The 24,540-nt window shown below is 60.2% G+C and carries 24 protein-coding genes; 13 read left to right on the top strand and 11 right to left on the bottom strand.

Annotated elements, in window-relative coordinates; translation table 11 throughout:
* Positions 1-80: 80 nt before the first annotated feature.
* Genes HYZ49_20660 through HYZ49_20650 form a run of 3 tightly spaced genes read right to left on the bottom strand, consistent with a single transcriptional unit; the run spans position 81 to position 2,794 of the window.
* The gene (locus HYZ49_20660) at positions 81-1,601 is read right to left on the bottom strand and encodes a hypothetical protein (protein ID MBI3244698.1); all 1,521 of its coding nucleotides are present in this window, start codon (positions 1,599-1,601) and stop codon (positions 81-83) included.
* Positions 1,602-1,641: 40 nt separating this feature from the next.
* A complete protein-coding gene (locus HYZ49_20655) occupies positions 1,642-2,421 on the bottom strand; it encodes a hypothetical protein (GenBank protein MBI3244697.1) in 780 nt (259 codons plus the stop codon).
* A gap of 7 nt (positions 2,422-2,428) precedes the next feature.
* Positions 2,429-2,794: a helix-turn-helix transcriptional regulator gene (locus HYZ49_20650; protein MBI3244696.1), complete on the bottom strand. Its 366-nt coding sequence runs from the start codon at positions 2,792-2,794 to the stop codon at positions 2,429-2,431.
* 261 nt (positions 2,795-3,055) lie between these two features.
* Here HYZ49_20650 and HYZ49_20645 point away from each other — a divergent pair, with 261 nt between their 5' ends.
* The 5 genes from HYZ49_20645 (at position 3,056) to HYZ49_20625 (ending at position 10,046) form a co-directional block, all read left to right on the top strand.
* Positions 3,056-4,969, top strand: coding sequence for a type IV pili methyl-accepting chemotaxis transducer N-terminal domain-containing protein (locus HYZ49_20645; protein MBI3244695.1), 1,914 nt, complete (start codon positions 3,056-3,058; stop codon positions 4,967-4,969).
* Complete coding sequence (locus HYZ49_20640; protein MBI3244694.1) at positions 4,966-5,628, top strand: response regulator transcription factor; 663 nt, start codon at positions 4,966-4,968, stop codon at positions 5,626-5,628. Before HYZ49_20645 ends, HYZ49_20640 begins: the two co-directional genes overlap by 4 nt.
* A 227-nt stretch (positions 5,629-5,855) precedes the next feature.
* Positions 5,856-6,200 carry a hypothetical protein gene (locus tag HYZ49_20635; GenBank protein ID MBI3244693.1) on the top strand — a complete coding sequence of 115 codons (345 nt, stop codon included), beginning with the start codon at positions 5,856-5,858 and terminating at the stop codon, positions 6,198-6,200.
* Between the two features lie 3 nt (positions 6,201-6,203).
* Positions 6,204-9,650: a molybdopterin-dependent oxidoreductase gene (locus tag HYZ49_20630; GenBank protein ID MBI3244692.1), complete on the top strand. Its 3,447-nt coding sequence runs from the start codon at positions 6,204-6,206 to the stop codon at positions 9,648-9,650.
* Positions 9,651-9,722: 72 nt separating this feature from the next.
* Positions 9,723-10,046, top strand: a complete 324-nt coding sequence (locus tag HYZ49_20625; protein MBI3244691.1) for a hypothetical protein — start codon at positions 9,723-9,725, stop codon at positions 10,044-10,046.
* Between the two features lie 16 nt (positions 10,047-10,062).
* Here HYZ49_20625 and HYZ49_20620 read toward each other — a convergent pair whose 3' ends face one another.
* Both HYZ49_20620 and HYZ49_20615 read right to left on the bottom strand, forming a co-directional pair.
* Positions 10,063-10,395 carry a type II toxin-antitoxin system VapC family toxin gene (locus tag HYZ49_20620; GenBank protein MBI3244690.1) on the bottom strand — a complete coding sequence of 111 codons (333 nt, stop codon included), beginning with the start codon at positions 10,393-10,395 and terminating at the stop codon, positions 10,063-10,065.
* Positions 10,385-10,621, bottom strand: a complete 237-nt coding sequence (locus HYZ49_20615; GenBank protein MBI3244689.1) for an AbrB/MazE/SpoVT family DNA-binding domain-containing protein — start codon at positions 10,619-10,621, stop codon at positions 10,385-10,387. Before HYZ49_20615 ends, HYZ49_20620 begins: the two co-directional genes overlap by 11 nt.
* Positions 10,622-10,732: 111 nt before the next feature.
* Between HYZ49_20615 and HYZ49_20610 the strand changes: the two genes are divergently transcribed.
* From HYZ49_20610 to HYZ49_20590, 5 genes are all read left to right on the top strand, one after another.
* Positions 10,733-11,992 carry a nitrate oxidoreductase subunit beta gene (locus tag HYZ49_20610; GenBank protein ID MBI3244688.1) on the top strand — a complete coding sequence of 420 codons (1,260 nt, stop codon included), beginning with the start codon at positions 10,733-10,735 and terminating at the stop codon, positions 11,990-11,992.
* Positions 11,993-12,032: 40 nt separating this feature from the next.
* Positions 12,033-12,767, top strand: coding sequence for a molecular chaperone TorD family protein (locus HYZ49_20605; GenBank protein MBI3244687.1), 735 nt, complete (start codon positions 12,033-12,035; stop codon positions 12,765-12,767).
* A 50-nt stretch (positions 12,768-12,817) separates the two neighbouring features.
* Positions 12,818-13,861: a hypothetical protein gene (locus HYZ49_20600; GenBank protein ID MBI3244686.1), complete on the top strand. Its 1,044-nt coding sequence runs from the start codon at positions 12,818-12,820 to the stop codon at positions 13,859-13,861.
* Entirely contained in the window at positions 13,858-14,796 is a 939-nt protein-coding gene (locus HYZ49_20595) for a hypothetical protein (GenBank protein MBI3244685.1), read from the top strand. The genes HYZ49_20600 and HYZ49_20595 overlap by 4 nt, the downstream gene beginning before the upstream one ends.
* 184 nt (positions 14,797-14,980) lie before the next feature.
* Positions 14,981-15,574, top strand: a complete 594-nt coding sequence (locus HYZ49_20590; GenBank protein ID MBI3244684.1) for a pyridoxamine 5'-phosphate oxidase family protein — start codon at positions 14,981-14,983, stop codon at positions 15,572-15,574.
* A gap of 65 nt (positions 15,575-15,639) precedes the next feature.
* On the opposite strand, the gene HYZ49_20585 is transcribed toward HYZ49_20590, so the two are convergent.
* Both HYZ49_20585 and HYZ49_20580 read right to left on the bottom strand, forming a co-directional pair.
* The gene (locus HYZ49_20585) at positions 15,640-16,332 is read right to left on the bottom strand and encodes a DsbA family protein (protein MBI3244683.1); all 693 of its coding nucleotides are present in this window, start codon (positions 16,330-16,332) and stop codon (positions 15,640-15,642) included.
* Between the two features lie 15 nt (positions 16,333-16,347).
* Positions 16,348-17,577 carry a DUF3179 domain-containing protein gene (locus HYZ49_20580; protein MBI3244682.1) on the bottom strand — a complete coding sequence of 410 codons (1,230 nt, stop codon included), beginning with the start codon at positions 17,575-17,577 and terminating at the stop codon, positions 16,348-16,350.
* Between the two features lie 238 nt (positions 17,578-17,815).
* Here HYZ49_20580 and HYZ49_20575 point away from each other — a divergent pair, with 238 nt between their 5' ends.
* Positions 17,816-18,682, top strand: a complete 867-nt coding sequence (locus tag HYZ49_20575; protein ID MBI3244681.1) for a DUF547 domain-containing protein — start codon at positions 17,816-17,818, stop codon at positions 18,680-18,682.
* 38 nt (positions 18,683-18,720) lie between these two features.
* On the opposite strand, the gene HYZ49_20570 is transcribed toward HYZ49_20575, so the two are convergent.
* A complete protein-coding gene (locus HYZ49_20570; protein ID MBI3244680.1) occupies positions 18,721-19,032 on the bottom strand; it encodes a zf-HC2 domain-containing protein in 312 nt (103 codons plus the stop codon).
* 46 nt (positions 19,033-19,078) lie between these two features.
* On the bottom strand, positions 19,079-19,726 hold the full coding sequence (locus HYZ49_20565; GenBank protein ID MBI3244679.1) for a sigma-70 family RNA polymerase sigma factor: 648 nt from the start codon (positions 19,724-19,726) through the stop codon (positions 19,079-19,081).
* A gap of 141 nt (positions 19,727-19,867) precedes the next feature.
* On the opposite strand from HYZ49_20565, the gene HYZ49_20560 reads away from it, so the two are divergent.
* Complete coding sequence (locus HYZ49_20560; protein MBI3244678.1) at positions 19,868-20,323, top strand: hypothetical protein; 456 nt, start codon at positions 19,868-19,870, stop codon at positions 20,321-20,323.
* Positions 20,324-20,402: 79 nt separating this feature from the next.
* The gene (locus HYZ49_20555; protein ID MBI3244677.1) at positions 20,403-21,110 is read left to right on the top strand and encodes an NAD(P)H-hydrate epimerase; all 708 of its coding nucleotides are present in this window, start codon (positions 20,403-20,405) and stop codon (positions 21,108-21,110) included.
* A gap of 223 nt (positions 21,111-21,333) precedes the next feature.
* Here HYZ49_20555 and HYZ49_20550 read toward each other — a convergent pair whose 3' ends face one another.
* Positions 21,334-23,796 (bottom strand): dehydrogenase, encoded by a 2,463-nt coding sequence (locus HYZ49_20550; GenBank protein ID MBI3244676.1) that lies wholly within the window; start codon positions 23,794-23,796, stop codon positions 21,334-21,336.
* Positions 23,797-23,825: 29 nt separating this feature from the next.
* A partial coding sequence (locus HYZ49_20545) for an alpha/beta hydrolase (protein MBI3244675.1) occupies positions 23,826-24,540 on the bottom strand: 715 nt, incomplete at its 5' end.

Below are 24,540 nucleotides of genomic sequence, written 5' to 3'. Positions count from 1 at the left end.
CAAAGGAGCGCAGAGTTTCTGCGCTCCTTTGTTTTGACGCATTTGGGCCAAAACCAGGTCGAACAGATTGTCTTCTTTGCTTATGTAGCCCATAGTTGATGCCGCCGCATGGCCCAGCCGATGCTCAATGGAATGCAGAGCCAGGGCAGCATGTAGAGCGAAAACGTGGCTGTCATAGAAAGGCCGGCCACTTTTGGCAGGCGCAGGTCGGGAATGAGCGCCAGGGCGACGGCAATTAGGGCGAACCCAGCCACAGCTCCGGCGAACCCGGCTACTGTCCAACGTGTTTGTCGTCGTTCTTCGGCGGAAATGAGTTGGCGATAGCGTTGCACCTGCGCCGCCACCCCGGTTATGAGAAACAGAGCCAGGATCGTCAGGGTGACCGACTCCGGCCAAAGGGCAGTGGCGGCGGCCCAGGCCATCGCCCACAATAACCAGAGGACGGCCAGGGGGCGAGTCCAGGCGATCGTGAAACGGCCATTCGGGAAAACGTATAGCAGAATCAATAGACAGGTTGCGCCGGCCACTTGCAGAATGTTGAAAACTATTTGTAGGAAGGTGACATCGTGCACGAGGCGGGCATAGTAGGTTGCGCCGGTGTTGAACAGCGCGCCGCCGAAGAGAAGGAGCGTGATGGCGGTGAAGCGGGCCATGGGCGAGCGGGTGCGCTGCCAGAAGATGAGGCCGGACAGGCCAAAGTAACCGAGGGCGGTAAGGCTGACCAGCCACACATTTCCGTCACGGGCGAAGGCGAACGGAATGTGCGCGTCGCGCAGGACGCGGACAATCCCGGGCGGGATGCGCGGCGAGTGATTCAGAATTGAGACCGTGCCCAACACCGCGAGTTCGAGCAGGACGGCGAACACGACGAACCACAACCCTTGCGATAGGGCTGAGGGCAACTCAGTGGCCGACAGCGGCTGGGCAGAATCATCGCGCCGTTCAAGGCGCATCACCGTGAACTGCACCGCCAGGCCGTAGGTAAGCGTGATCGGGCCGAAGAGCAGGACCGTGACCAGCGGTGAGGCGAGGGTCGCTTCGCCTTCGCGATAAAAGAGAAAAGGCGGCGCCAGGAAGATGACGAACAGCAAGACCCCGTAACTCAAGCCCTGCCAGAGGCCGGCGCCGGGGATGAAGCGCCGCAGGGCAACAAAGGCCAGACCGCCAGGGATGCCAAGTATCACACAGATGACGAGGATGACGAATGTGCCTTCGAGGGTGAAGGCCGGCCTGAGGCCGCTGGCAACCACCACCCCGCGCATGGCCAGCCGCGCACCAAGCCCGGCGACGAGGCCGCCCACGACTCCGGCGATGAGGCCGGTGATGACGCCGCGCAGGTAACGACGCGGGCCAGAGCCGTCAGCCAGGCGTTCTCCGATCGCAGTCACGATGAGATCGATCAGCGTGGATAGCCAGAAGCTAATCAGCCGGGCGGCAGTGCCTTTGCGACAGGTCTCGCGCAGCGTGTCGCGAAACACGATCGCCATTTCATGCGCGTACTCGTCGCGGAAGTGGCGCGGATAAGCGGCGAGGAGCAGGCAATAGAACTGGCTGGAGAAGGCGACGATCCGGTCGGGAGAAGTTGCGCTGATCTGGTTCATAGGAGTCGGGCCGAACTCTTGAGGTGGGTCGAGGCGCGAGTCAGGCCGCCACCGGCGGTTCGTTCTGGCCGTTGAGTGATCCGTCCAGCACCTGGGCAGAGATCGCAATGACCAAAGCGCCTGCCACCACGCCGAACAATGCGCGCCAGTCTTCAGTGTTGAACATAAACATGGCGGCGGCAAGGCCGATGAACAAGACCGCCCACTGCCGCGATGCCGATTGCGCCAGCAATAGCAGGCCGGCAAGGGCCAGGCCGCCAACCTGCACCAGAAAGCCGGCCAGCATGATATAGAAGCTGTTAGTGAATGCCGGACTGATTACGGCCCACAAACCTCCTGCTACTCCCAGCAGCAACATCAATCGTGACAAGATAGGCCATTGACGGCCAGGCCGCAGATACGCGCCGAGCAAACCAGCCGTGCCCAGCCCCACCCCAAACAAGAGCAACGGCGTAAAGTCACTGGCTTCCTGAGAAGCGCCGCCGGGAATGCCGGGCGGACGCATGAACAGAATGACACTGAAGGCAACCCACAGCGCCCCGCCCACGATACCGGCGACTGCCAAGATGCGAACCAGATTCGTCTTTGCCATTTGAAAGTTCTCCTGTGAGTGTTCGTCAAGGACGCTGACGATGAAATCAGGAACGGTCTCAACCCACCGGCCGATGACACCGGCCGCGCCATGCCGCCGGTATTCCGCGCGGCACGAATCGCGGAAGGTGAGCGCCATCTCGTCGCCGTATTCGGCATAGAACGACGGCGGATAGGCCCGCAACAGGAAGCGATACAGGCGATGGGATAGCGACACCGAGTCCTTCATGGGCGTTTCATGTTCCGCGTGGTTTCGGAACAAGCCTTTTGGATCGCGCGGCGTCCACCAGCCGGGCGAGACGGGCCGCTTCGGCGCGCACGACTTTGCCGCCGAAGTCGGTCAGCCGGTAGTAGCGCCGCCGCTCGTCGTCGAGTTCGGGGTCGGGGCGCTCGTCGCTCTCTTCGATCCAGCCATCGGCCAGCATCCGTTTGAGGGTGCCATAGAGCGTGCCGGGGCCAAGCTTGATCTGTCCGTCGCTAATGGCGGCCACTTCCTGCATCAGGCCGTAGCCGTGCTTCTCGCCGTCGGCGAGGGCCAGCAGAATGTGGAACGCGGCGGGCGTGAGCGGCAACAACGATTCAGGGTCAGCAGTCTGAGCCATATCAGTCTCCGATATATCAACGATTGATATAATAGAGAAAAACGCAGGCTTTGTCAAGAGGCGAAACCTGGGGCAGAGGGTCGGGGAGACGGGCGAATTGTTTATCTGTGTTTGAGCGCCGTTCTCACAACGTGTCGCAACATGACAAAAGTCACCAACAAGAAGTGACTTCCGTGTCTGTTTGGCCCTGGGGAAACCGGGCATAAGTAGTCAAGTAATTATTGGATGGCCTCCAGGCGAGTCCCGACCAGTCACCAGCGGATGTTTCGATCCATTAAAGCCCAACTCGGCGCGGTCTTTCTCAGCTTTCTGTTGCTCGTCGGCGGCTCGGTTGCCGCCACCTTCGTCGCCATACGGGCGCAGGTCAGCGACGCCACAGTCATCAACCTGGCGGGCCGCCAGCGCATGTTGACTCAAAAAATGATCTGGCTGGCCCTCGCCCAGCCCGACAGCCCCGAACTCGACGCCGCTATTCAACTCTTTGATCGGACCCTGCTCGCGCTCCGCGATGGCGGGCCGACTCTCGATCCGGGTGGCCGTGTTGTTACCCTTTCCCCTGCCCCCGACATGGCCGTCCGCGCGCAACTCGACGAGGTGGCGCAAACATGGTCAACATTTCGCGCGCATCTTCAGCCGGTGGATGCTGTAGCCCTGCAAACAGAATCGCCCCTGATCCTTGCCCAGCTCGATTCGGCAGTGAGCGTGTTCGAAACTCGCGCCCAAGCCAAAGTGACCCGCCTGCAATTCATTCAACTTTTCTTCTTTGTCGCCGCTCTGCTGTTGCTGGCGTGGAGCTACCTTCTCACCTGGCAACGCATCATCAGCCCGCTGGCCCTGCTCGGCGTGACCGCCCGGCGCATGGCCAGCGGGCAACTCGCCGACCCAGTTCCGTTGACAGACGGCGGTGAACTGGGAGAATTGGGTCAGGCCCTTGAAACCATGCGCGCCGAGATCGCTATTGCGCGCGATCAGTTAGAGTTGCGCGTGGCCCAGCGCACGAGTGAACTGGCCTCAGCCTTTGAACTTAGCCAGGAAATCGTTGCCCAACTTGATCTGGGGCGCCTCTTGCAATCTGTAGCCGACCGCGTCAGTTCGCTGATGCACGCTCGGGCCGTTTCGCTTTGCCTGCTGTCAACCGACGGCGAGTACCTGGAACTGGTAGCCAGCAACGATGAAGCCGTTGGCCGCGCCGGGCTACGGCAATCTGTCCAGCGCGGGCTGGCAAGGCGGGTGGTAGGCGCAGGAGAAACAACCGTCGTCGAGGCCGTTTGTTCCGGTTGCAGTTTCCTGAGTACCCATGCGCCCGGCCAGTGTGTCGCCGCGCCGCTCCGGGTGGGTGAACATACCCTCGGCGCGTTGTGCGCCATTCATCCAAACGACATCCCTTTCGATGAGGATGAAACACGCGCCCTCACTTTGCTGGCGAACTCGGCGGCCATTGCCATTGCCAACGCGCGGTTGGCCGAGATGGAGCGGCGGCAGGCCGAACAGACGGCCATACTGGCCGAACGCGAGCGCCTCGCCGCCGAACTCCACGATCACCTTGCGCAAACACTCGGCTTTCTCAATCTCAAGGCCGATCGAGTCAGGGAAGTTTTTACAATCGGGCACGCTGCCGTCGCCGAAGGTGAACTCAATTTGATGAAGTCGGCCATTGCGACGGCTTACGGGCAAGTGCGCGCCGCTCTAGTCAACCTTCGCGAACCACTGCGCCACGGAGAAAAGCCGTTGACGAGCACCGGGCCGGCGCTTTCTCAAAACCTCGATACCTGCATCGCCGATTTCCGTGAGACCTCAGGCCTCCCCATCGAATTGATCATGGCCGACTCGGCGGCACTGGCGTTGCCGCCGATCACCCAATCCCAAGTCGCGCATATTGTGCGCGAGGCGCTTACCAATGTCCGCCGGCACGCCTCAGCCAGGCACGTCTGGGTGCGAGTCGAACGAGTGAATGGCGAGGCGTGCTTCACTGTGGAAGACGATGGCTGCGGGTTTGATCAGGGAGCAGTCGAGACCGATCAACATTTGGGGCTGGCGATCATGCGGGCGCGAGCCGAACGTAATGGCGGGCGGCTGGCCGTCAATTCTGTCTGCGGAGCTGGAACCAAAGTCGTCGCTATTTTTCCGCTGGCCCGGCAAACTGCCAACTCGCCCCATTCAGAGGTGATTCTATGACCCGGGCTCGCATTCTTCTTGCCGACGACAACGACCTTCTCCGTGAAGGGCTGGCCAGTCTAATCAATGCTCAACCGGATTTGGAAGTAGTAGGTCAAGCCGCCGATGGACTTGAAGCCCTGACTCTGGCCCGCAACCTGCGCCCCGATCTGATCGTCATGGACATCAAAATGCCGGTGTGCGACGGCCTGGAAGCCACACGCCTGATTCGGGCCGCATGGCCGGAAGCGCGCGTTCTCATCCTTACCGTGCACGACGAGGATGAAAAATTGTTTGAAGCGATCAAGTCGGGCGCGAGCAGTTACTTGCTCAAAGACACACACTCGCCCGATTTCTTGCGCGGCTTACATAGCGCCCTCAAGGGCGAAGCCGCCCTGCCGCCAAAACTGGCCACGCGCCTCCTCGACGAGTTTGCCTACCTGGCTAACCGACCGGCGGCGGACGCTCCGTCTACCTCTGTCCCTGATCTCACCCCCCGCGAGCGAGAAGTGCTCAACCTCATTGCCACTGACGCGACCGACAAAGAAATTGCCCGGCAACTCTCACTGAGTCTGCACACCGTCAAAACTCACGTCCGAAGCATTTTGAGCAAACTGCACGCCGTCAACCGGCGGCAGGCGGCGAAGCTTGTGGCGCGAGAGGGGTGGGCGAAGCGCTGAGGTTCTAAGAACCTGTTTCATAAATGCTCCCCAACCGCGTCCTCGCGGTTGGCCCGAAGGGGCCTGCGAGGACGCGGGCGAAGAGCAATTTTCAAACAAGCACTAAGCCGCCCGTCAACGACCTAATGCTCCGCCTCAAAGAGCGATCCGCAGATCGCTCTTTTTTCATTCTTTGTGCCAACTGTGACGGATAGACTGACTGCCCTTCTCTGCCGTATGCTGGCGACATGGAAACGCGCAAAGTTTTCGTAGTTGGCGATTCTCTCTTTGCCGAAGCCCTGACCCAGATACTGGCAAAGACCGCAGTGGAAATCGTCGGCTCTGCGCCGACGCCCGAGGCCGCCCTGCCCCGGCTCAAAACCAAATGCCCGGACGCAGTGATCATTGCCAATGCCAGCGCCGAACCCACGCTGCCGGCGGTTTTCGGCCAGTTCCTCGCCGCCTATCCCAACCTCCCCATTATCTGCGCCAACCTCGGCGCTAACGATATCCAGGTGATCACCAGCCAACGAGCTGGCACGGGCAGTTCTGATCTGCTGGCCGCGATTGCGGCCTTACCTAAACGGAGTTAGCCAATGACCAAACTTACTCGCCGTGATTTTCTCAAACTTTCTGGAGCCGCCGCCCTCGGGGTGGCGGCCACACGCCTGGGTCTGCAATTGCTCGATCCGGTGAATGTGGACAACCCGCTCGCCGGTTACCCCGATCGCGACTGGGAAAAGGTCTATCGTAATCAATACGCCTACGACTCGACCTTCACCTACGTCTGCTCGCCCAATGACACGCACGCCTGCCGCCTGCGGGCCTTCGTCCGCAACGGAGTCATTCTGCGCTCGGAGACGAACTACGACGTGGCGAACTACGGCGACTTGTACGGCAACAAAGCCACCGCCCACTGGCACCCGCGCGGGTGCAAGAAAGGGCAGACGTTTCACCGCCGGATGTACGGGCCGCACCGTCTCAAGGGGCCGCTGATGCGAAAAGGCTGGAAAGCGTGGGCCGACGACGGCTTCCCCAGCCTTGATGAGGACGGCAACCGCTCCAAATATAAATTTGATTCGCGCGGCCTCGACGAACTTCTGCCGGTGAAGTGGGAAGAAGCCTACGACTACATTGCGCGCGGCATGGTTGCCATCACCACGCGCTACTCCGGCGAGGAAGGCGCGGCCCTGCTGCGCAATCAAGGTTACCCCGAAGAAATGATTGCCGCGATGGGCGGCGCCGGCACGCGCACGATCAAATGCCGGGGCGGCATGGGCCTGCTGGGCGTGATCGGCAAATACGGCATGTACCGCTTCTCGAACACGCTGGCCCTGCTCGACGAGCAGGTGCGCAAGCTGGAAAATCACGAGAATGCAAAGGGCGGGCGGTTGTGGTCGAACTACACCTGGCACGGCGACCAGGCCCCCGGCCACCCCTTCACCACCGGCCTGCAAGCCTCCGACGAGGACTTCAACGACCTGCGTAATTCGCGCCTGCACATTCAGTGCGGCAAAAATCTGGTCGAAAACAAAATGCCCGAGTCGCATTTCTTCATCGAGGCCATGGAACGCGGCGCGAAGATTGTCACCATCACCCCCGAATACTCGCCGCCGGCCACCAAGTCCGACTATTGGATTCCGATCCGCCCGGCCACCGACACCGCACTGTTTCTCGGCATCACGCGCTGGCTGATGGACAATGAGAAGCACGACGCGGCCTTCGTCAAACGCTTCACCGATCTCCCGCTCCTCGTCCGCGTGGATACGCTCCAGCGGGTGAGCGCCGCCGACGTGTTTCCCAATTACCAGTTGCAACTTACGCCCGACAGCGCGAGTTTCAAGTTGCATGGCTTGAAACAGGAGCAGTACGAAAAACTCGGCGATTACGTGGTGTTCGATGCAAAGACGAATGCGCCGGTGGCGATCACCCGGGACGATGTCGGGGCGGCGATGGACGCGAAAGGCGTTGACCCCGCCCTCGACTGGTCGGGCAAGATCAAGCTGGCCGACGGAACCGAAGTTGAAGCCATCACCATCTGGGCGATGTACCGGGAACATCTGAAGGATTACGACCTCGACACTGTGGCCGACATCACCCACGCGCCGAAGGCGATGATTGAGCAGTTGGCGAACGACATTGCCACGATGAGTCCGGTCGCCATTCACATCGGCGAGGGCATCAATCACTGGTTCCACGCCACGCTCGCCAACCGGGCGCAGTTCCTGCCGCTCATGCTCACCGGCAACATCGGCCGGCCGGGGGCCGGGTGTTACACCTGGGCGGGCAACTACAAGGCGGCGCTCTTTCAAGGCGCGCCGTCGGTCGGCCCCGGCTTCAAAGGCTGGGTAGGCGAAGACCCCTTCGAGCCGAACCTGGACGAGAACGCGCCCGGCAAAGACATTGTGGCCCACTCGTACAGCAAAGACGAAGAGCCGGCCTACTGGAATCACTCCGAGCGCCCGCTGATCGTGGACACGCCCAAGTACGGGCGCAAAGTCTTCACCGGGCAGACACACATGCCCACGCCCAGCAAGGTGCTGTACTTCACCAACGTCAACCTGATCAACAACGCCAAGCACCACTACGAGATGATCAAGAACGTCAACCCGAAGATCGAGTTGATCATCTCGCAGGACATCGAGATGACGGCCAGCATCGAGTACGCCGACTTCGCGTTGGCGGCCAACTCGTGGGCCGAATTTCAAACGCCCGAAATCACGGCCTCTTGCTCCAATCCCTTCCTGCAAATCTGGAAGGGCGGCATCCCGCCGCTCTATGACACCCGCGACGACGTCAGAATACTTGCAGAACTCGCCGCCGCGATTGGAGACAAGATTGGAGATCAGAGATTTAGAGATTACTGGAAGTTCGCGCTGGAGGGGCGGCCCGAAGTCTACATTCAACGCCTGCTCGACTCGTCGCTCACGACCTCCGGCTACAAATATACCGACATCATGAACGGGAAATATGGCGAACCGGGCGCGGCCCTGATGCTCTTTCGCACTTACCCGCGCATCCCCTTCTGGGAACAGGTGAACGACTCGGTGCCGTTCTACACCGCCAGCGGGCGGCTGGACGCCTACTGCGACATCCCCGAAGCGATTGAGTACGGCGAGAACGTCATCAGCCACCGCGAAAGCCCGGAGGCCACACCGTATCTGCCGAACGCCATCGTCACCACCAGCCGCTTCGTCCGGCCCGACGATTACGGCATCCCGCTCGATCACGAAGGCTGGGACGAGCGCACGGTGCGAAACGTGGCGCTGAGTTGGGAGCAGGTCAAAGCCAGCAAGAACCCGCTCTGGGAAAAGGGCTTCCAGTTCTACTGCCTCACGCCCAAGAGCCGGCATCGCGTCCACTCGTCGTGGAGCACGGTGGACTGGACGATTATCCTCGACTCCAATTTTGGCGACCCGTATCGCATGGACAAACGCCTGCCCGGCCCCGGCGACCACCAGGTTCACGTGAACCCGCAGGCGGCCAAAGACCTCGGCATCGAGGACGGCGACTACGTGTACGTGGACGCCAACCCTGCCGACCGCCCGTACATTGGCTGGAAGCCCGACGACCCGTTCTACAAAGTGGCGCGGCTGATGTTGCGGGTAAAGTACAACCCGGCCTACCCGTATCACGCGGTGATGATCAAACACTCGCCGTTTATGGCGACAGAGAAATCGGTGCTAGCGCACGAGACGCGGCCCGACGGGCTGGCAAAGTCCGAAGGCACGGGTTACATGGCGAATCTGCGCTACGGCTCACAGCAGTCCGTCACCCGCGACTGGTCTATGCCGATGCACCAGACTGACACCCTCTTCCACAAACAGAAGACGGGGATGCAATTCATCTTCGGCGGCGAGGCCGACAACCACGCCCTCAACACCGTGCCGAAGGAAACGGTGGTGAAGATCACCAAGGCCGAAGATGGCGGCTTGAACGGGGTGGGCAAGTGGGAGCCGGTGGAGACCGGCTTCACGCCGGGGCACGAGGGCGATTTCATGCAGAAGTATATCGGCGGTGGAACGGTGGAAGTGAAAGGGTGAAGCGTGGAGAGTGGAGAGTGAAGTGACGGTTACGCTTCACGCTCCACGCCCCACCCTCCACGGGAGCACAACATGCCACACGATGAATTTGTTGACGAAGACCCGATGGGTCTGATTGGAATGGTTCTGCCCGGCGAGCCGGGGCAACTGGAGGCGATGGCCGAGTGTGTGGTCGAAGAATACATCAGGCTGGGTTGGAGCGAGCAGAGACTGATGACGCTGTTCGTCAACCCGATGTTTCTCGCCACCCACCGCATTTATCGGTTGAAGGGCGAGGGCTATGTGCGCGATCTAATTCGGCAGACTTGCGTGAAGTGGGGGGTAGCGGTCAGGCCTGTAGAAGCCATTCTACCGTCACCAACGACTCGACCCTGCGGAATTCCGGATCACCCGTGAGGAGAACGGCTTGTTTCTATTGAGCCAGCGCGACGGCGAATGCGTCGGCGTAGGAGATGGGATGATGGGCTTTGAGATGCGCGGCGGCGAAGGTGAGTTTTCTATCGGCCTCGACGACCATGACGGGCAACTGGTCCACTGTGGCAATCAGGTCTTGGGCTGTCATCAACCCTTCTTCGCGCTCAAGAATGTAGAGCGCCTCGCCATAGTTGATGATGGACAAATAAACGTCTGCTTGCTGTTTTTCGGCCTGCGCCAGCACGACTTTGACGCGCGGCCCGCCAGGCTCGCTTTGATAATGCGCCAACAGCGCGTAACTATCCAGAACGAAAGTCCGGTTACCGTTCACGCTGACGCTCCCGGGCTCGCTCTTCCAGCAGGGCTTTCACCAGTGAGCGGGAGCTCTTCAGTCTTCCAGCCGACTCCTCAACCGGATTGTCCATCGCCGGCACAAGTGCGACCACACCGCCGTAGTCTACGAACACGACACGCGCTCCCGGACGGAGGTCATACTTTTTGCGAAGTTCGGCAGGGATTACAACCCAGCCTTTTGAGGAGACGGTTGCAATAGTCATACAAATCTCTCTTTCTGTTATACACCAGCCAGGCGGAGTATAGCGAGCGAGGGAGAGCCTGTCAACCAACAATTAGACAATGAAAATCATTTAGCACTCAAGGAGTTCTTTATGGCTGAAGTTTACAACTGGCAAATTGGCCGCAAGATGGCTTATGTCTTCGACGAGGCCCATCCCCAAAAGCAGTTCGCCGCCGTGTTCAACATCAACCGTTGCATCGGCTGCCAGACCTGCACCGGCGCCTGCAAGGCCACCTGGACATTCTCCAAAGGCCAGGAAGCCATGTGGTGGAACAACGTCGAGTCCAAGCCTTACGGCGGCTTCCCCCAGCACTGGGATATCAAGATTCTCCAAAAGTTGGACGAGGCGCACCAGGCCGCCGGCAAGAAAGCGGAGTGGGACGCGAACGGGGCAAGCGACTCTGCCCCGTATGGCGTGTACAACGGGATGACCATCACCGAGGCGGCCAGCCCGGAGCAACAGGCCCTCGGCTACATTCCGCCCGACACCGAGTGGCGCGCCCCCAACTTCTACGAAGACACGTCCACCGGTTACAAAGGCGACAAGCTCGGCATTAGCACTCAGGGCGCGTCTTTGCCGGAGCATCAAACGTGGTTCTTCTATCTTCAACGATTGTGCAACCATTGCACCTACCCGGCCTGCGCCGCCGCCTGCCCGCGCAAAGCGATCTACAAACGGCAGGAAGACGGCATCGTGCTGATTGATCAGGCGCGCTGTCGCGGCTACCGCAAGTGTGTAGAGCAGTGCCCGTACAAGAAGACGATGTATCGCGGCACGACGCGCACCAGCGAGAAATGCGTGGCCTGCTACCCGCGCGTGGAGGGCAACGACCCGCTCAGCGACGGCGTGCCGATGGAAACGCGGTGCATGGCGGTGTGCCCCGGCAAGATTCGCATGAACGGGCTGGTGGACATCGCCGAGGACGGATCGTGGGCCGAGAACCCGAAGCACCCGCTGTATTTCATGATCAAGATGGAGAAGGTGGCCCTGCCGCTCTACCCGCAGTTTGGCACCGAGCCGAACATCTACTACATCCCGCCGCGCTGGGCCCCACGCGCCTACCTGCGACAAATGTTCGGCCCCGGCGTGGAGGAAGCGATTGCCCGTTACACCGCGCCCTCGCGCGAACTGCTGGCCGTCCTACAACTCTTCCGCACCACCCAGAAGATGATCTTCCGCTATGAGATCGAAGAAGGCCCGCTGGTACTGGAGACCGAAGTCAACGGAAAGCCGTGGAAGATGTACAACGACACCGTGATCGGCTTCGACGCCAAAGACCGCGAAGTGAGCCGGCTGACAGTGGTGGAGCCGATTCATGAGAGGCCGGTCGAAAGGTTGAACTCTATTTAGCGAGTGGAGATTCGAGGATTAGAGAATTGGAGAATTGGAGATGAACACTGAGATTGCCATCCGCCGCGCACAGGTTTACCGTTTTCTTGCCGACGTGTTTCTCTACCCGACTGAGAACTGGTTAGAGGATCTGCCTCTCCTGGCCGACATTGTGCGTGATTTGAATGCGCCAGCTTTGGAAGTTGGACGCCTGGACTGCGGCGGGGATTTTGGGATTTTGGATTTTGGGATTTGGGATTTTCCTGCCTTGCAGGCCGAGCACCGCCGCGCTTTCGGCCTCACCGGCTCACTGTGTTACGAGACCGAAGTCGGCCTGCCGCACGAGTTCCGCCAGAGCCAGGAGATGGCCGACATCGCCGGGTTCTATCGCGCCTTTGGCTTCAACCTTGGCGGCAAAGTGCGCGAGCGGCCCGATCACCTCTCTGCCGAACTTGAGTTCATGCACATTCTGGCGCTCAAAGAAGCCTACGCCGCCGAGCGGGATGTGCTGGAGCACGTCGAAATCTGCATTGACGCTCAGAGCAAATTCCTGCAAGAGCATCTCGGACAATGGATCGGCTTGTTCGCCGACTCTCTCAAGCAGTCGGCCACCGGCGGGCCGTTTGTGGCCCTCGCCCGTTTCGCCTCCACTTTTGTGTTGGCCGACGCCAAACGGCTGGGCGTGACGGTGGAGCAACGGCCACTGGCCGGAATCAAGCCCACGCCTCTCGTGCCGGAGATTTCGTGCGAGGCGTGCCCGGTTACGGAGCAGTGGACAGTAAACAGTGAGCAGTAAACAGTGATCAGCGAATCGTGATTACTGTTCACTAACCCTGGAGCAATCCCATGAATAAACGTTCTCTTGTTTCATTTGGTCTGCTACTGGCCGTTGCCGCCGCGCTCACCTTCTTCAAAGTGCCCATCGCCGGTTCGCAGGGCCTCACCCTCCTCGCCGCTCAAGTGTCGGGCGATCTGCCAACGACCGACCCGAGTTCCGCTCTCTGGCAACAGGCCACAGCGGTCGAAGTGCCGTTGAGCGCCCAGAACGTCACCCGGCCTATGCTCCTCGAGGCCAGAGTCAAATCCGTCACTGCCCGCGCTCTGCACAACGGATCGCAAATTGCAATTCTGGTTGAGTGGGCTGACGAGACGAAAAACGATTCGATGGTGCGGGTTCAGGATTTCCGCGACGCGGTGGCCGTGCAGTTCCCGCTGGCCGAGGGCCAGCCGTTCTTCTGCATGGGGCAACAGGGCGGCAACGTCAACATCTGGCACTGGAAGGCCGACTGGCAGGCCGACATCACGGCCCGAAACGACACGAATACGCTGTATCCCAACATGTACGTGGATCAATATCCGTTCACCAGCGCCGCCGAGCCGGTTCTCGCCGCTCCCGCCGATTACACCGACCCGAACTATCTTCCGGCTCTCCCCTCGGGCAATCTCTTCGCCGCCGCCCACCAGTCGCCGGTTGAAGACCTCATCGCCGGCGGCTTCGGCTCACTCACCGCCCAACCCGCCGACGGCCAAAACGTGCAAGGGGTTGGCGCCTGGGCCGAGGGCAAGTGGCGGGTCATCTTCAGCCGCGACCTCACTTCAAAAGAAACCGACGACGTGGCCTTTACATCGGGCAAAGTGTATTCAATGGCCTTTGCCGCCTGGGACGGCGCGAACAACGAGCGCAACGGGCAGAAGTCCACCTCGCAGTGGGTGTCACTGCAAGTGGAAGGCGCCGCGCCCGCTCAAGCTTCACCAGCCAAACCGACGGCCACACCGGCCAATATCGAAGGCTTCTGGTGGGCGGTTATCCCGATGATCATGATGGCCGGACTCATCCTCGGCCTAGTGGCTGTTGTCTTCCTGTTCTCGAAACTGCCGGGCAAGAAATGAGCCGCTTCCCGCTTTTCTTCCGTTGGCTGACGATTGCCGCCCTTGCTGACTGGCTGATTACGCGGACGATCACTCGCACGGCGATCTTCATGCCCAAGCCGCCGCAGGTGGTGGCCGCCTACCAGGCCCTCACCCTGATCGGCCAACTGGCTTTCACCCTCACTGGCCTGCTGGCGCTGGCCGCCGTGTTCTGGATTGCGTGGCAGTCGCGGCGCTCAGTCGTGTTGCCGTTTGTGTTGTTGAGTCTCGCGGTCTTCAGCATCGCCTCTGTTTTCGTCGCGCCGGGCGGCTGGCTGGCCGTCGGCTACCAATTGCTGGTGATGGTTGCGGTGGGAATAGTTGGCAAACACATGTGGCAAGAAACCGGCGGCCTCAAAAATAAAATCGCCTGGTCGGCACCGGCGCTGGCGTTGATGCTCGGCGGGCTGTATCAACTTCTGCCCGCCTTGTACACCGCCCTGCGCTGGCCCGGCCCGCCGCCGCTCACCGAAACGCTTTTCAATCTTGGCGAACTGTTCGTCGTCTTGACTCCGATTGTGTTGTGGTGGGCTGTAGGGCGCGCTTCGCGTGTCATCTCGCCCTACAAGTGGGCGGCGATTCCGGTGCTGGCGTTTGTTGTAGCCTACCTCGCCAACCCGGCCATGACAGCCATCATCGCCATCTGGTCAACCGGCTTGACTCTTTATCTGCCGTGGCCGCTGTACGCCGTGAGTCTGTGGTTGGCGGGTGTAACCGTGATCGCCGCTCTGCGCCAGGGAAATCCAACGGGATGGGCAATGTTATTATTGATCGCTGGAGGTTATACGCCGCAACTCAGCGCCCAAGTATTTCTTGGGTTAATTGCCCTCTGGTCGTTCGCCGTGTCTGACCCGCAACCAGCCTTTCCCCTCAGGCAGCTACGACTGCCGATACCTGTTGCCCCGTTGAACTCATAAGCAGTCGCGTTGCTTCACCATGAAGCCCTCGACGATCTCCCTGCTCGGCGGGGCCATCATCCTCTTCGCGTGTGGCTTGTCAACCGGCCTGCGAGCTGAGACAATGGATTTAGCGAATGCAACGGATAAAGATATAATCCGTTCAATTCGCGCGAAGCGCCCGTTGCCAAAAAAGAGGAAGTGAATGCCCAAAGACTATAGTCTCAACGTCACCCCGGCCAACGCCCAGCGGCGGCCTGAAAATGCGCAGGACGACGAGTGGATACGCCGGTTTCTACGCCGCGCCCGCATCGGCCACATTGCCACCCGCTGGGACGACCAGCCCTTCATCAACCCCACCACCTTCTGGTACGACGCCGAGCGCCATCAGATCATCTTTCACTCCAACATCGTGGGCCGGATGCGGGCCAACAGCGAGCGGCACGAACGCGTCTGCTTTGAAGCCAGCGAGTTTGGCCGCTTTCTGCCGTCCAACATCGCGCTGGAGTTCAGCGTGCAATATGAAAGTGTGGTTGCCTTTGGAACGATTCGGGTGCTGGAAGATTTCGATGAAAAGCGGCAGGCACTTTCCAGCCTGATCGCCAAATGCTTCCCGACAATGACGGCGGGCAAAGAATACCGCCCGATTACCGACCAGGAGCTAAAGCGCACCAGCGTTTATGCCATTGCGATTGAAAGTTGGAGCGGCAAACGCAACTGGGCCGGGCAGGCCGAGCAGAGCGAGGAATGGCCGGCGCTGGAGGACGAGGCATTGAATTTTGAGCACGGCCCTTCCTAGAGCGCGATCACAGCGCCACTGTTTGTGAATCGCCCTCAAATATGCCACAACCTTGCAAGGAAGTGCTACTGGCCATCAGTAGCCAGAAGCGGGTCAATCAGGTTTTGGAGAGTCTCCAAAGATGGCGGGCCGGCGAGCGGCTGTTCGTTCACCAAAAATGATGGCGTGCCACGAAAGCCGCGCCGGAAAGCATCCTGCTCGTCACGGGCAACCGTTGCCTGATGCTGGCCTGAGTCCAGGCAACTGTCGAAGCGCGCCGTATCCAATCCAAGCTCGGCGGCGTAGGCTTTGAGGTCATTCACACTCAGCGCCGGGGCGCGGTCGTAAAGCAAGTCATGGTACTCCCAGAACTTGTGCTGATCGTAAGCGCATTGTGCGGCTTCGGCGGCTTTAGGCGACTGCGCCGTGATGACCGGAAAGTCGCGCCAGACGAACCGCACTTTATCCCCGTACTTCTCAAGAATCTGATTCAAGATGCCGGCCTGGTGCCAGGCGCGGCAGGACGGGCAACCAAAGTCGCCGTATTCGACAATTGTCACTTCGGCCCCCGCCGAACCGAGCGCCGGGTCATCCGCCAGCCGCGCCTCCGAAACCGGCTCGGCTTTTGGACGAGGCCACAAAATAAATGCGCCGAGGAGCACTACGGCAAGAACACCGCCGCCGATCATCAACCAGCGATTGCGTTGAAGCGCAACCTCACGGCGGCCTCGCAGTTTTTGTCTGGCCTGTCGGGCGTGGCTTCGTTGTTCTTTCGTCATCGTGATGAGTTCACCTCACGGTTGATAAATGCGCGTCTCCGGTTTGAAGGCCGCCCACGAAAACCAGAAATGGTTGACGGCCACCACCGGAGTCAGTTGTTTCCCAGTCAGCGGCCCGTTTACCGCCTGACCCAACACATCCCACTCACTCCCCGTCTCGTCGTCTACAATCTTTGAACTGTCGAGCGCAAAGGTGAGAGCCTGGCCGTCGAGTTCACGCTCATAGGCATTCGCCGCCCCCACGTCGCGGCCTCCGGCGACGGTGTCGCCGTCCAGTGCCGACGCTGTGCCAGCGGCCCATAACACCACCACCTCGGTTCCACCCACCGTGTCGTTGACGACGCTCATTTGTTGCAAAATGTCATATGGATAGGCGACGGCCTCTCCGTTGAGGTTAATCGTCAGCACGCGCGCCACTGGCGGCAGTTCGCCGGGCGTCTTCGGGCCACGATAGAGAAAGGGTGGGTTGTTCACGTCGTCGTAACCGACGTAAGGGTTGTCGCCATAGGGGCGGCTGAACCCGGTGTCGCGAGACAGGACTTTGCCGTCTGGATAATTTGCCTTGAAGTCCGCCCAGGAAATGATGGAAGCCGGGCGGAAGACCAGTTGGGCGCCGGTCAGTTCGCCGGCGATGGCCTGGCCCGTGGCCTGTTGCCACCAGGTCTCGGTCTGGCGGTCGTACATGATGAGGTTGCTGTAGCGCAGGCGGCCCGTCGTGCCAAAGTCGAAGACTTGCCCGCCTGCGGCCGTGCGCTCGAAGGCGATGGCGGTGTTGCACAGCGGACAGAAGGAGATCACTACCGGCACATCGCCGACGGTGTCATTGACAATCTCGTGCCACATGAAAATCTGAATGGGATAGGCTCGGGCATCATCGCCGATTTGGAAGAAGATGACCGGCTCGACGGATTTCAGCCAGGCGTCGGCCTCGGACACGGCCACAAACGTCGGGCTGTCTATCGCGGGGATGCCGTCTTTGGGCGGCCCGCCGGACAGGATGTCGCTGTAGGGAACCGAATGTTTGCTGAAGTCGGTCTTGAACTCAAAGGTTGCGCCCGACGGTGGCGGCTCGGCGGGTAAAAGGGTCGGCGTTGCTTTCGGCAGAGGCTCCTGAGCGGAAATCGAAGTTGGTTGAGGTGATTGGATGGCTACGACCGCTGTCGGCGGAGCAGTGGCTCCGGCGCAGGCCGAGAGCAGAAGGGTGATGATGATCGAACCGACCGTCGAGCGTGTTGCAGTGTTCATGGTGACCTCTCCAGAAACTTTTTCAACCTTTGCCGCCTGCCAGGCGAACGGCAAAAGGCGAGCGACGCAATGTGCTCATCGCCCAAATGCCGACCGCCGGGCCGAGAGCCAAAAACGCAAACGCCCACCGCCATCCTACTTGTCATCATTTTGGCCTGTCAGTTGATAGACGCGGCAACCTGCCAGATTCTTACCCTGCCCCGGTAAGATTCTCGCCGCCCGGCGCGTCCATAGACATGTGCGACTCATTCACCGCCTGCTTCTGTTTCGTTACGGCATTTCTCCACGCCTCGTTTTGAATTCCGGCCCAGAGCCGGATGCGACGATGGCTTCGGAGCCAGTGGCCGCCGACCTGCGGCGCATCGTCAATGCGCTGAAGGCCGAGGCTTACGACAGCCAACAAGGCCGGGTAGATTATGCCCACCTGTGCGCCAGCCCGACTTACGCCGAGTATTGCCAGTGCGCCCGCCGCTTGCAATCCTTCGATCCAGGAATGCTTGGCAGCCGTGAAGAGCGCCTCGCCTTTTGGATCAATCTGTACAACGCACTCATCGTGGATGCGGTAATTCAGTTTGAGGTGAAGCACTCGGTTAACGAAACGCCAGGATTCTTCTGGCGGGCGGCGTACGACATCGGCGGGCAACGCTATGGCTCGTTTGACATTGAATACGGCATTCTTCGCGCGAACGCTCCGCATCCTGCCATCCCCGGCGCGCACTTCGGCGCAAGCGATCTGCGCCGCAAGCACAGTCTCGACCGCCTCGACCCGCGCATTCACTTTGCGCTGGTGTGTGCCGCGCGTTCCTGCCCACCTATTGCCGTTTATGATGCAACATGCATTGATGAGCAATTGAACATGGCGGCGCGAACGTTCATCAACCATGGCGGTGTGGAAATAGATCGCGCCGCTGGCGAAGTCCGGCTATCGCAGATTTTTCAGTGGTATGCCCCGGACTTTGGCGGCCATCCCCTGGCGCTAGGCGACAAACGTTCGTTACTGGAGTTCGTTGCCAGCTATCTGAACAACGAGGCTGAACGCGAATACTTGCTGCAGGGCAAGCCTATAGTTCGATTCCAGCTTTATGATTGGTCGTTAAACAATTAGACGACGCTACTTTCTGGACACCGGGTGCGGCCAAGAACTTAAGCAGGCGACGCGTCGGAAGGGGAAGCGCGCAAAATTCGGAGCAGCGCCTCGAACTCTTCGCGGCAGTCCGGGCACATGTCGAGATGTTTCTGGACGAGCGGCATCAGTTTGGCGGCATCCTCGCCGCGCAGAACGGCTTCGGCAAATTGGTCGAGCAGACGCAGAACGTCATCGCAGGTGTATTCCACCTCGTCCGTCATCTCAACCTGCCGGGCCACTTTGCGCATGATTGTCGGCGGCAACGGGGCCAAACGAGCACGGTTGCCGGGCCGCATCCCACGTTTAATTGTCTCTAGCCAATGTTTCATAGTCGCCCTCGCTTACCTTCCATAGACGCCTTTGGAAGTGTGGTTCTTACCTGCGCTCGAACACAGCCAACAGCTCTGCCGGGGTGAATCCCTCGCGGGCCAGGCGGCGCTTGAGCCGCCGCCGGGCATCGTGCAACAACTTATACAGCGCGTTGCGCTCCATCCCCATCTGGCGCGCGACTTCCTCCAATGGCATTTCTCCGATTCCCACCGCCAGCATCGCCCGCAACTGCTTGGCGGTTAATTCTTCCATCATCAGGCGTTGCAGTTGGGCCAGCAGATCGGCTTGTTCGGTTGCTACTTCCGGGCTGGGCGCGCGGTCTGCTGGCACGGGCGAGGCGGGCTCGCCGTCTGTGTTTTCCAGCAAGCCATCCAACGAGACATCTTTCCAACGGCGGCGGCGCAATTCGGTGAGGGCCACCCGCACGGCGATTTTGTGAACCCAGGTGGTGAACTGGCTGCGGCCCTCAAACGAGTCCAGATGCTCCAGGGCACGCATCAGCGTTTCCTGCGCCACTTCCTCGACCAGGGCCGCGAAGTGTGGATCATCCGGTGTGAGCCAATCGCGCAGGGCGTACGGCAGGCCGTATAAGATTTCTGCGCGGAGGTCAACCAGCGCCGTTTCGCGCCGTAACCCGCTCGCGTGCAAGTCTGAGAGCCATTGCTCATTCGTCCGCTTGGTCATTGGCGGCATTATACATGCTCCGGCGAAGGCAACTGACGCGATCCGCAAGTAAGAAATCGGCGACTCTAAGTAAGAATCTTCATCTGCCCCGCGTCTAAACGGGTGAAAGAGCAATCCGCTCTCAACACACTCACTCAATGGAGATTTACAATGAATATCATCGGCGCAATCGTAGCAGGGGTAGTTGGAACTATCGTTATGAGCATGATCATGTTGATGGCTCCTATGATGGGCATGCCCAAAATGGCGATTTGGGAAATGCTCGGTTCCATGTTCAGCAAAGACGGCAACAACGCTCTCGGCTGGGTCATGCACTTTATGATGGGCGTGATCTTCGCCGTCATCTATGCCGCCCTGTGGGCCGCCGGACTTGGCTCGGCAACCTGGGCCGGCGGTCTGGTCTTCGGCGCGGCGCACTGGCTCATCGCCGGGCTGATGATGGGCGGTGTGCCCATGATGCACGCCGGCATCAAAGCCGGAACCGTCAAGGCTCCCGGAGTGCTGATGCTGAACATGGGTGGGATGATGGGCTTCATGGGCGGGCTGATTGGCCACGTCATCTACGGGTTGGTTGTCGCGCTGGTCTACGGATTCTTCATCCGCTAGTCCGCGCCTACGACCCGCCTGTCTTGCCAGGCCGGCTGCCCACCCGGCCTGGCCCCTCATCTTCGTCGAAACCCGGGCCATGATGCAAAGCTTGCCGTCCCTCACCACCGCCCAAATGGCCGATGTGGATCGGCTGATGATTGAAGAGTATAGTATCTTACTGATCCAAATGATGGAAAACGCCGGGCGCAATCTGGCTGAGCAGGCGCGGCGGATGTTAGACGGGCAACTGGCTGGCCGCCATATCGTCGTGTTGTGCGGCGCGGGCAACAACGGCGGCGGCGGCATGGTGGCCGCCCGTCACCTCCACAATCGCGGCGCAAGCGTGCGGGTGAAATTCGTCGGCGATCCGGCGCGGCTGAAGGACGTTCCGGCGCATCAATGGCGAATTTTGCAAGCCATGGACTTGGCGAAGAACGACGACCCTGACCTTGCCCAGGCCGACTTAATTATTGACGCTCTCATTGGCTATGGTCTCAGCGGCGACCCGCGCCGGGCAACGGCGGAGTGGATTGTTCAAGCCAATCTGTCGGGCCGCCCGATCCTGGCCCTGGACACACCGTCGGGTCTCGACGCGACGACGGGAGTTCCCGGCTCCCCGTGCATCCGCGCCAATGCGACTCTGACATTGGCTTTGCCCAAAGCCGGACTATTGCAGGTGAACGCCCGGCACTTCGTCGGCGGCCTGTATTTGGCTGACATCAGTGTACCGCCAGAACTTTACCGGCGGATCGGCGTTGAAGTTGGCCCACTGTTTGCGGAAGACATAGTCATTCGCGTCAACTGAAGGAAAATGGTAACTGCTCAGGGCCAAAAACCGGAACGCAGATTTCGCAGAAAAAACGCTGATGGACGCGGATACAAACAAAAAGAGATCAGCGAAAATCTGCGTTGTATCAGCGTTCATCTGCGTTCTGAAAGGCCTGAGTAGTTACAAAGAAGCCAACTATTTCACCAACCTGATTACTGAAGTCTGGAACAACACCTTCCGCCTCCTGACGGCAAGCCGCCTACACTCCCAAACGATTCCGCCTGAGAACTTCATCCATACTCTGAGCCGTGCTCGACGTGTGGCCGGGGAGAGGGAACACGCGCTCGTGGATCGTGTCAATGATCCACTCCTTCTGCGGAAAGAAGGCCTCTTCCATTTCGGCGGGCGGCGTGATCCAGTTGCGCGCGCCGACGACGGCCACCGGCCCGTCGAGATAATCGAACGCCAGTTGACTGATGTTGGACGCCATCGTGTGCAGGAACGATCCGCGCTCACAGGCATCCGAGGCGAGGATGATCCTGCCGGTCTTCTTCACCGAAGCGACGATGGTTTCGTAATTCAACGGATTAATAAAGCGCGCGTCAATCACCTCCGCCGAAAGGTTGTGCTTCGTCTCCAACTCGGCGGCGGCCTCCAATGCCCGATACAACGTCGCCCCGATGGTGACGATGGTGAGGTCCTGGCCTTGACGACGGATAGCCGGTTCGCCCAGCGGCACTTCGTAATAGTCTATGGGGACGCCGCCTTCCACGAGTTTCTCCGGTTCAGTGTATAGCCGTTGACTCTCAAAAAAGACGACCGGGTCTGTGCCGCGCAGAGCCAGGTTCAACATCCCTTTCGCGTCGTAGGGGGTGGCCGGGAACATGACTTTGAGGCCGGGGATGTGGGCGACGAGCGCCGTCCAATCCTGCGAATGTTGCGCGCCATACTTCGAGCCGACTGAGACGCGCAGGACCAGTGGCATCGGCAAGGCATTGGCTGACATCGCCTGCCACTTCGCCATCTGGTTAAAAATCTCATCCCCGGCCCGGCCTATGAAGTCGCTATACATCAACTCGGCCACGGCGCGCCCGCCGGAGAGGGCATAGCCCACTGCTGTGCCGACGATGGCGGCCTCCGAGATGGGCGAGTTGAACAGGCGATGATAGGGCAAGCATTCGGTCAGTCCGCGATACACGGCGAACGCCCCACCCCAGTCGCGGTTCTCTTCGCCGTAAGCGATCATCGTCGGGTCTTCGTAGAAGCGGTGCAACATCGCCTCAAACAGGGCTTCGGCATACGTCACGCACTTCAGCTTCGACAGGGGTTGGCCGCCCGGAGCGTCAAGGCCGAAGCGGCTCTTTTGTGAAGTGACTTTGAGCCGCGTCTCTTCTTTGGGCAGAAGCACTTCGGGTTCCCCGTCGGCCATTCGATCCTTGAATTGATTGGAGAACATCATCGCGCCGATGGCGTCGGTGCGGGTGTCCAGGCGCGGGGAGATTTCCAACGAGGCGGCGGCCCCGACGATTTTGATCAACCGTTCGACGATGTCGTGCTGGAAAGAGTCCAACCGGGCGTCGTCGGCGTGGCCGTTGTCTTTGAGATATTGGCGGTAACTCGTCAGCGAGTCGCTCTGTTGCCACAGCTCCACTTCTGATCGGTCGCGGTAAGAGGAGGCGTCGGACGGCGAGTGGCCGCTGAAACGATAGGTCACGGTGTCGAGCAGAACCGGGCCGCGCCCCTCCAGCAAAATCTTTTTCTTGCGCTCAATGGCCTCGGCGACGGCGAGTGGGTTGTAGCCGTCCACGCGCTCGGCGTGCATTGCTTCGGGATTCACCCCCAGGCCCACGCGCGCCAGAACGCCAAAGCCCATCGTCTCGCCGACGGTCTGGCCGCCCATGCCGTAGAAGTTGTTCATGAAGTTGAAGAGGATCGGCGGCGCGCCGCCCACTTCTTCCGCCCACAACGTGTGATACTGATCCATCGCCGCAAACATCATAGCTTCCCAAACCGGGCCGCATCCCATCGCGGCGTCGCCGATGTTGGCGATGACGATGCCGGGCCTGCGGTTGACGCGCTTGAAGAGCGCGGCCCCGGCGGCGATGTCCGCCGAGCCGCCGACGATGGCGTTATTGGGCATGACGCCGAACGGCGGGAAGAAAGCGTGCATCGAGCCGCCCAGGCCCTTGTTGAGTCCGTTCTCGCGGCCAAAGATTTCGGCCAGCGTGCCGTACAAGATGTAGTTGACGGCCAAGTCTTTGACCGCGCTCGACGAGAACTTCTCGACTACACGCAAAGCCGCGCCGCCCATGGTGTCGCGCATGAGTCGCAGGAGAGTCTCGTCGTCGAGCTGGGCGATGGCGGCGAAACTCTTGGCCAGAATTTCGCCGTGACTGCGATGCGAGCCGAAGATGAAATCGTCGGGCGTGAGGGGATAGCACTGCCCGACGGCCACCGCCTCCTGGCCGATGGACAGGTGGGCCGGGCCGAGGTGGTTGTATTCGATGCCTTGATACCGCCCCTCTTTCTTAATGCGATCCAGCATCGTCTCAAATTCGCGGATGTAGACCATGTCGCGATACATCCGCACCAAATCCTCCCGGCCAAACTTCTTGGCTTCGGCCGGCGGGTCAGGGATATAGGCATTGAGGGGGATTTCTGGAGTCGTGAGGATGGAACGCCGCCGTACTTCCGACGGGTCTATGGTGATTGATTTTGGCATTTGATTCTTCTTGGTTGGGGCCGCCGGTTTTACTTTAGATTCTGGTCAAAGAAATCGCCGACCATTGTCGCAATTTCCGGGAGCGACGGGTCCGGGGCCCCTGCGAAGCAGTGGCCGGCGCCTTTCACCACCACCAGCGTGGCGGGCACTCCCGCGGCGGTCAACCCATCGTACAACCGCTGGATGTCGCTCTTCGTTTGGCCCGCCGGCACATAATTGTCGGCCTCGGACACGAAAAGCAAGAAGGGCGGATCGTCCTTCGAGATATGGGTTAGAGAACTGACGTTGGCGATTAGTGGGTCTTGGGGCGAGATATCGCCAAAATAAAACTTCAAGCCAGAGGGGAGGTCGGAGAAATCAACCCCGGCGCCATCCATCGACACCGCTGCCTGCACGCGACTGGACTGTTCGGCGAACCCGCCCGTGCCCTCCAGCCCCGCACTGACATCGGTCAACGCAAGCATTTCCGCGAGCCAGCCTCCGGTGCTGCAGCCCCACGCGCCAATCCGGTTGGGGTCGAGGTGGTACGCAGCTGCGTTGGCGCGCAAATAGCGAACGGCGCACTTCGCGTCCTCGATCGGCGCCGGAAACTTGTATTTGGGGACGTCGCGTCGATCGGAGGAGGCGACGATATACCCCCTTCGGAGAAGTTCCTCGAGTTCAGAATACCTGACCCCTCCTTTGCCCGTCAAGCTACCTGAGTATGGGGACTGGCTGACGATGACCGGGGCAGGGTCGCTCTTG

Source organism: Chloroflexota bacterium (genome assembly GCA_016197225.1).
Lineage (GTDB): Bacteria > Chloroflexota > Anaerolineae > Anaerolineales > VGOW01 > VGOW01.
This window is presented reverse-complemented; position numbering and strand designations above follow the sequence as displayed.

Coding starts and splice junctions, on each gene's coding strand:
- HYZ49_20660 (MBI3244698.1), bottom strand. CDS start 1,601: ATGAACCAGATCAGCGCAACTTCTCCCGACCGGATCGTCGCCTTCTCC.
- HYZ49_20655 (MBI3244697.1), bottom strand. CDS start 2,421: ATGAAGGACTCGGTGTCGCTATCCCATCGCCTGTATCGCTTCCTGTTG.
- HYZ49_20650 (MBI3244696.1), bottom strand. CDS start 2,794: ATGGCTCAGACTGCTGACCCTGAATCGTTGTTGCCGCTCACGCCCGCC.
- HYZ49_20645 (MBI3244695.1), top strand. CDS start 3,056: ATGTTTCGATCCATTAAAGCCCAACTCGGCGCGGTCTTTCTCAGCTTT.
- HYZ49_20640 (MBI3244694.1), top strand. CDS start 4,966: ATGACCCGGGCTCGCATTCTTCTTGCCGACGACAACGACCTTCTCCGT.
- HYZ49_20635 (MBI3244693.1), top strand. CDS start 5,856: ATGGAAACGCGCAAAGTTTTCGTAGTTGGCGATTCTCTCTTTGCCGAA.
- HYZ49_20630 (MBI3244692.1), top strand. CDS start 6,204: ATGACCAAACTTACTCGCCGTGATTTTCTCAAACTTTCTGGAGCCGCC.
- HYZ49_20625 (MBI3244691.1), top strand. CDS start 9,723: ATGCCACACGATGAATTTGTTGACGAAGACCCGATGGGTCTGATTGGA.
- HYZ49_20615 (MBI3244689.1), bottom strand. CDS start 10,621: ATGACTATTGCAACCGTCTCCTCAAAAGGCTGGGTTGTAATCCCTGCC.
- HYZ49_20610 (MBI3244688.1), top strand. CDS start 10,733: ATGGCTGAAGTTTACAACTGGCAAATTGGCCGCAAGATGGCTTATGTC.
- HYZ49_20605 (MBI3244687.1), top strand. CDS start 12,033: ATGAACACTGAGATTGCCATCCGCCGCGCACAGGTTTACCGTTTTCTT.
- HYZ49_20600 (MBI3244686.1), top strand. CDS start 12,818: ATGAATAAACGTTCTCTTGTTTCATTTGGTCTGCTACTGGCCGTTGCC.
- HYZ49_20595 (MBI3244685.1), top strand. CDS start 13,858: ATGAGCCGCTTCCCGCTTTTCTTCCGTTGGCTGACGATTGCCGCCCTT.
- HYZ49_20590 (MBI3244684.1), top strand. CDS start 14,981: ATGCCCAAAGACTATAGTCTCAACGTCACCCCGGCCAACGCCCAGCGG.
- HYZ49_20585 (MBI3244683.1), bottom strand. CDS start 16,332: ATGACGAAAGAACAACGAAGCCACGCCCGACAGGCCAGACAAAAACTG.
- HYZ49_20580 (MBI3244682.1), bottom strand. CDS start 17,577: ATGAACACTGCAACACGCTCGACGGTCGGTTCGATCATCATCACCCTT.
- HYZ49_20570 (MBI3244680.1), bottom strand. CDS start 19,032: ATGAAACATTGGCTAGAGACAATTAAACGTGGGATGCGGCCCGGCAAC.
- HYZ49_20565 (MBI3244679.1), bottom strand. CDS start 19,726: ATGCCGCCAATGACCAAGCGGACGAATGAGCAATGGCTCTCAGACTTG.
- HYZ49_20560 (MBI3244678.1), top strand. CDS start 19,868: ATGAATATCATCGGCGCAATCGTAGCAGGGGTAGTTGGAACTATCGTT.
- HYZ49_20555 (MBI3244677.1), top strand. CDS start 20,403: ATGATGCAAAGCTTGCCGTCCCTCACCACCGCCCAAATGGCCGATGTG.
- HYZ49_20550 (MBI3244676.1), bottom strand. CDS start 23,796: ATGCCAAAATCAATCACCATAGACCCGTCGGAAGTACGGCGGCGTTCC.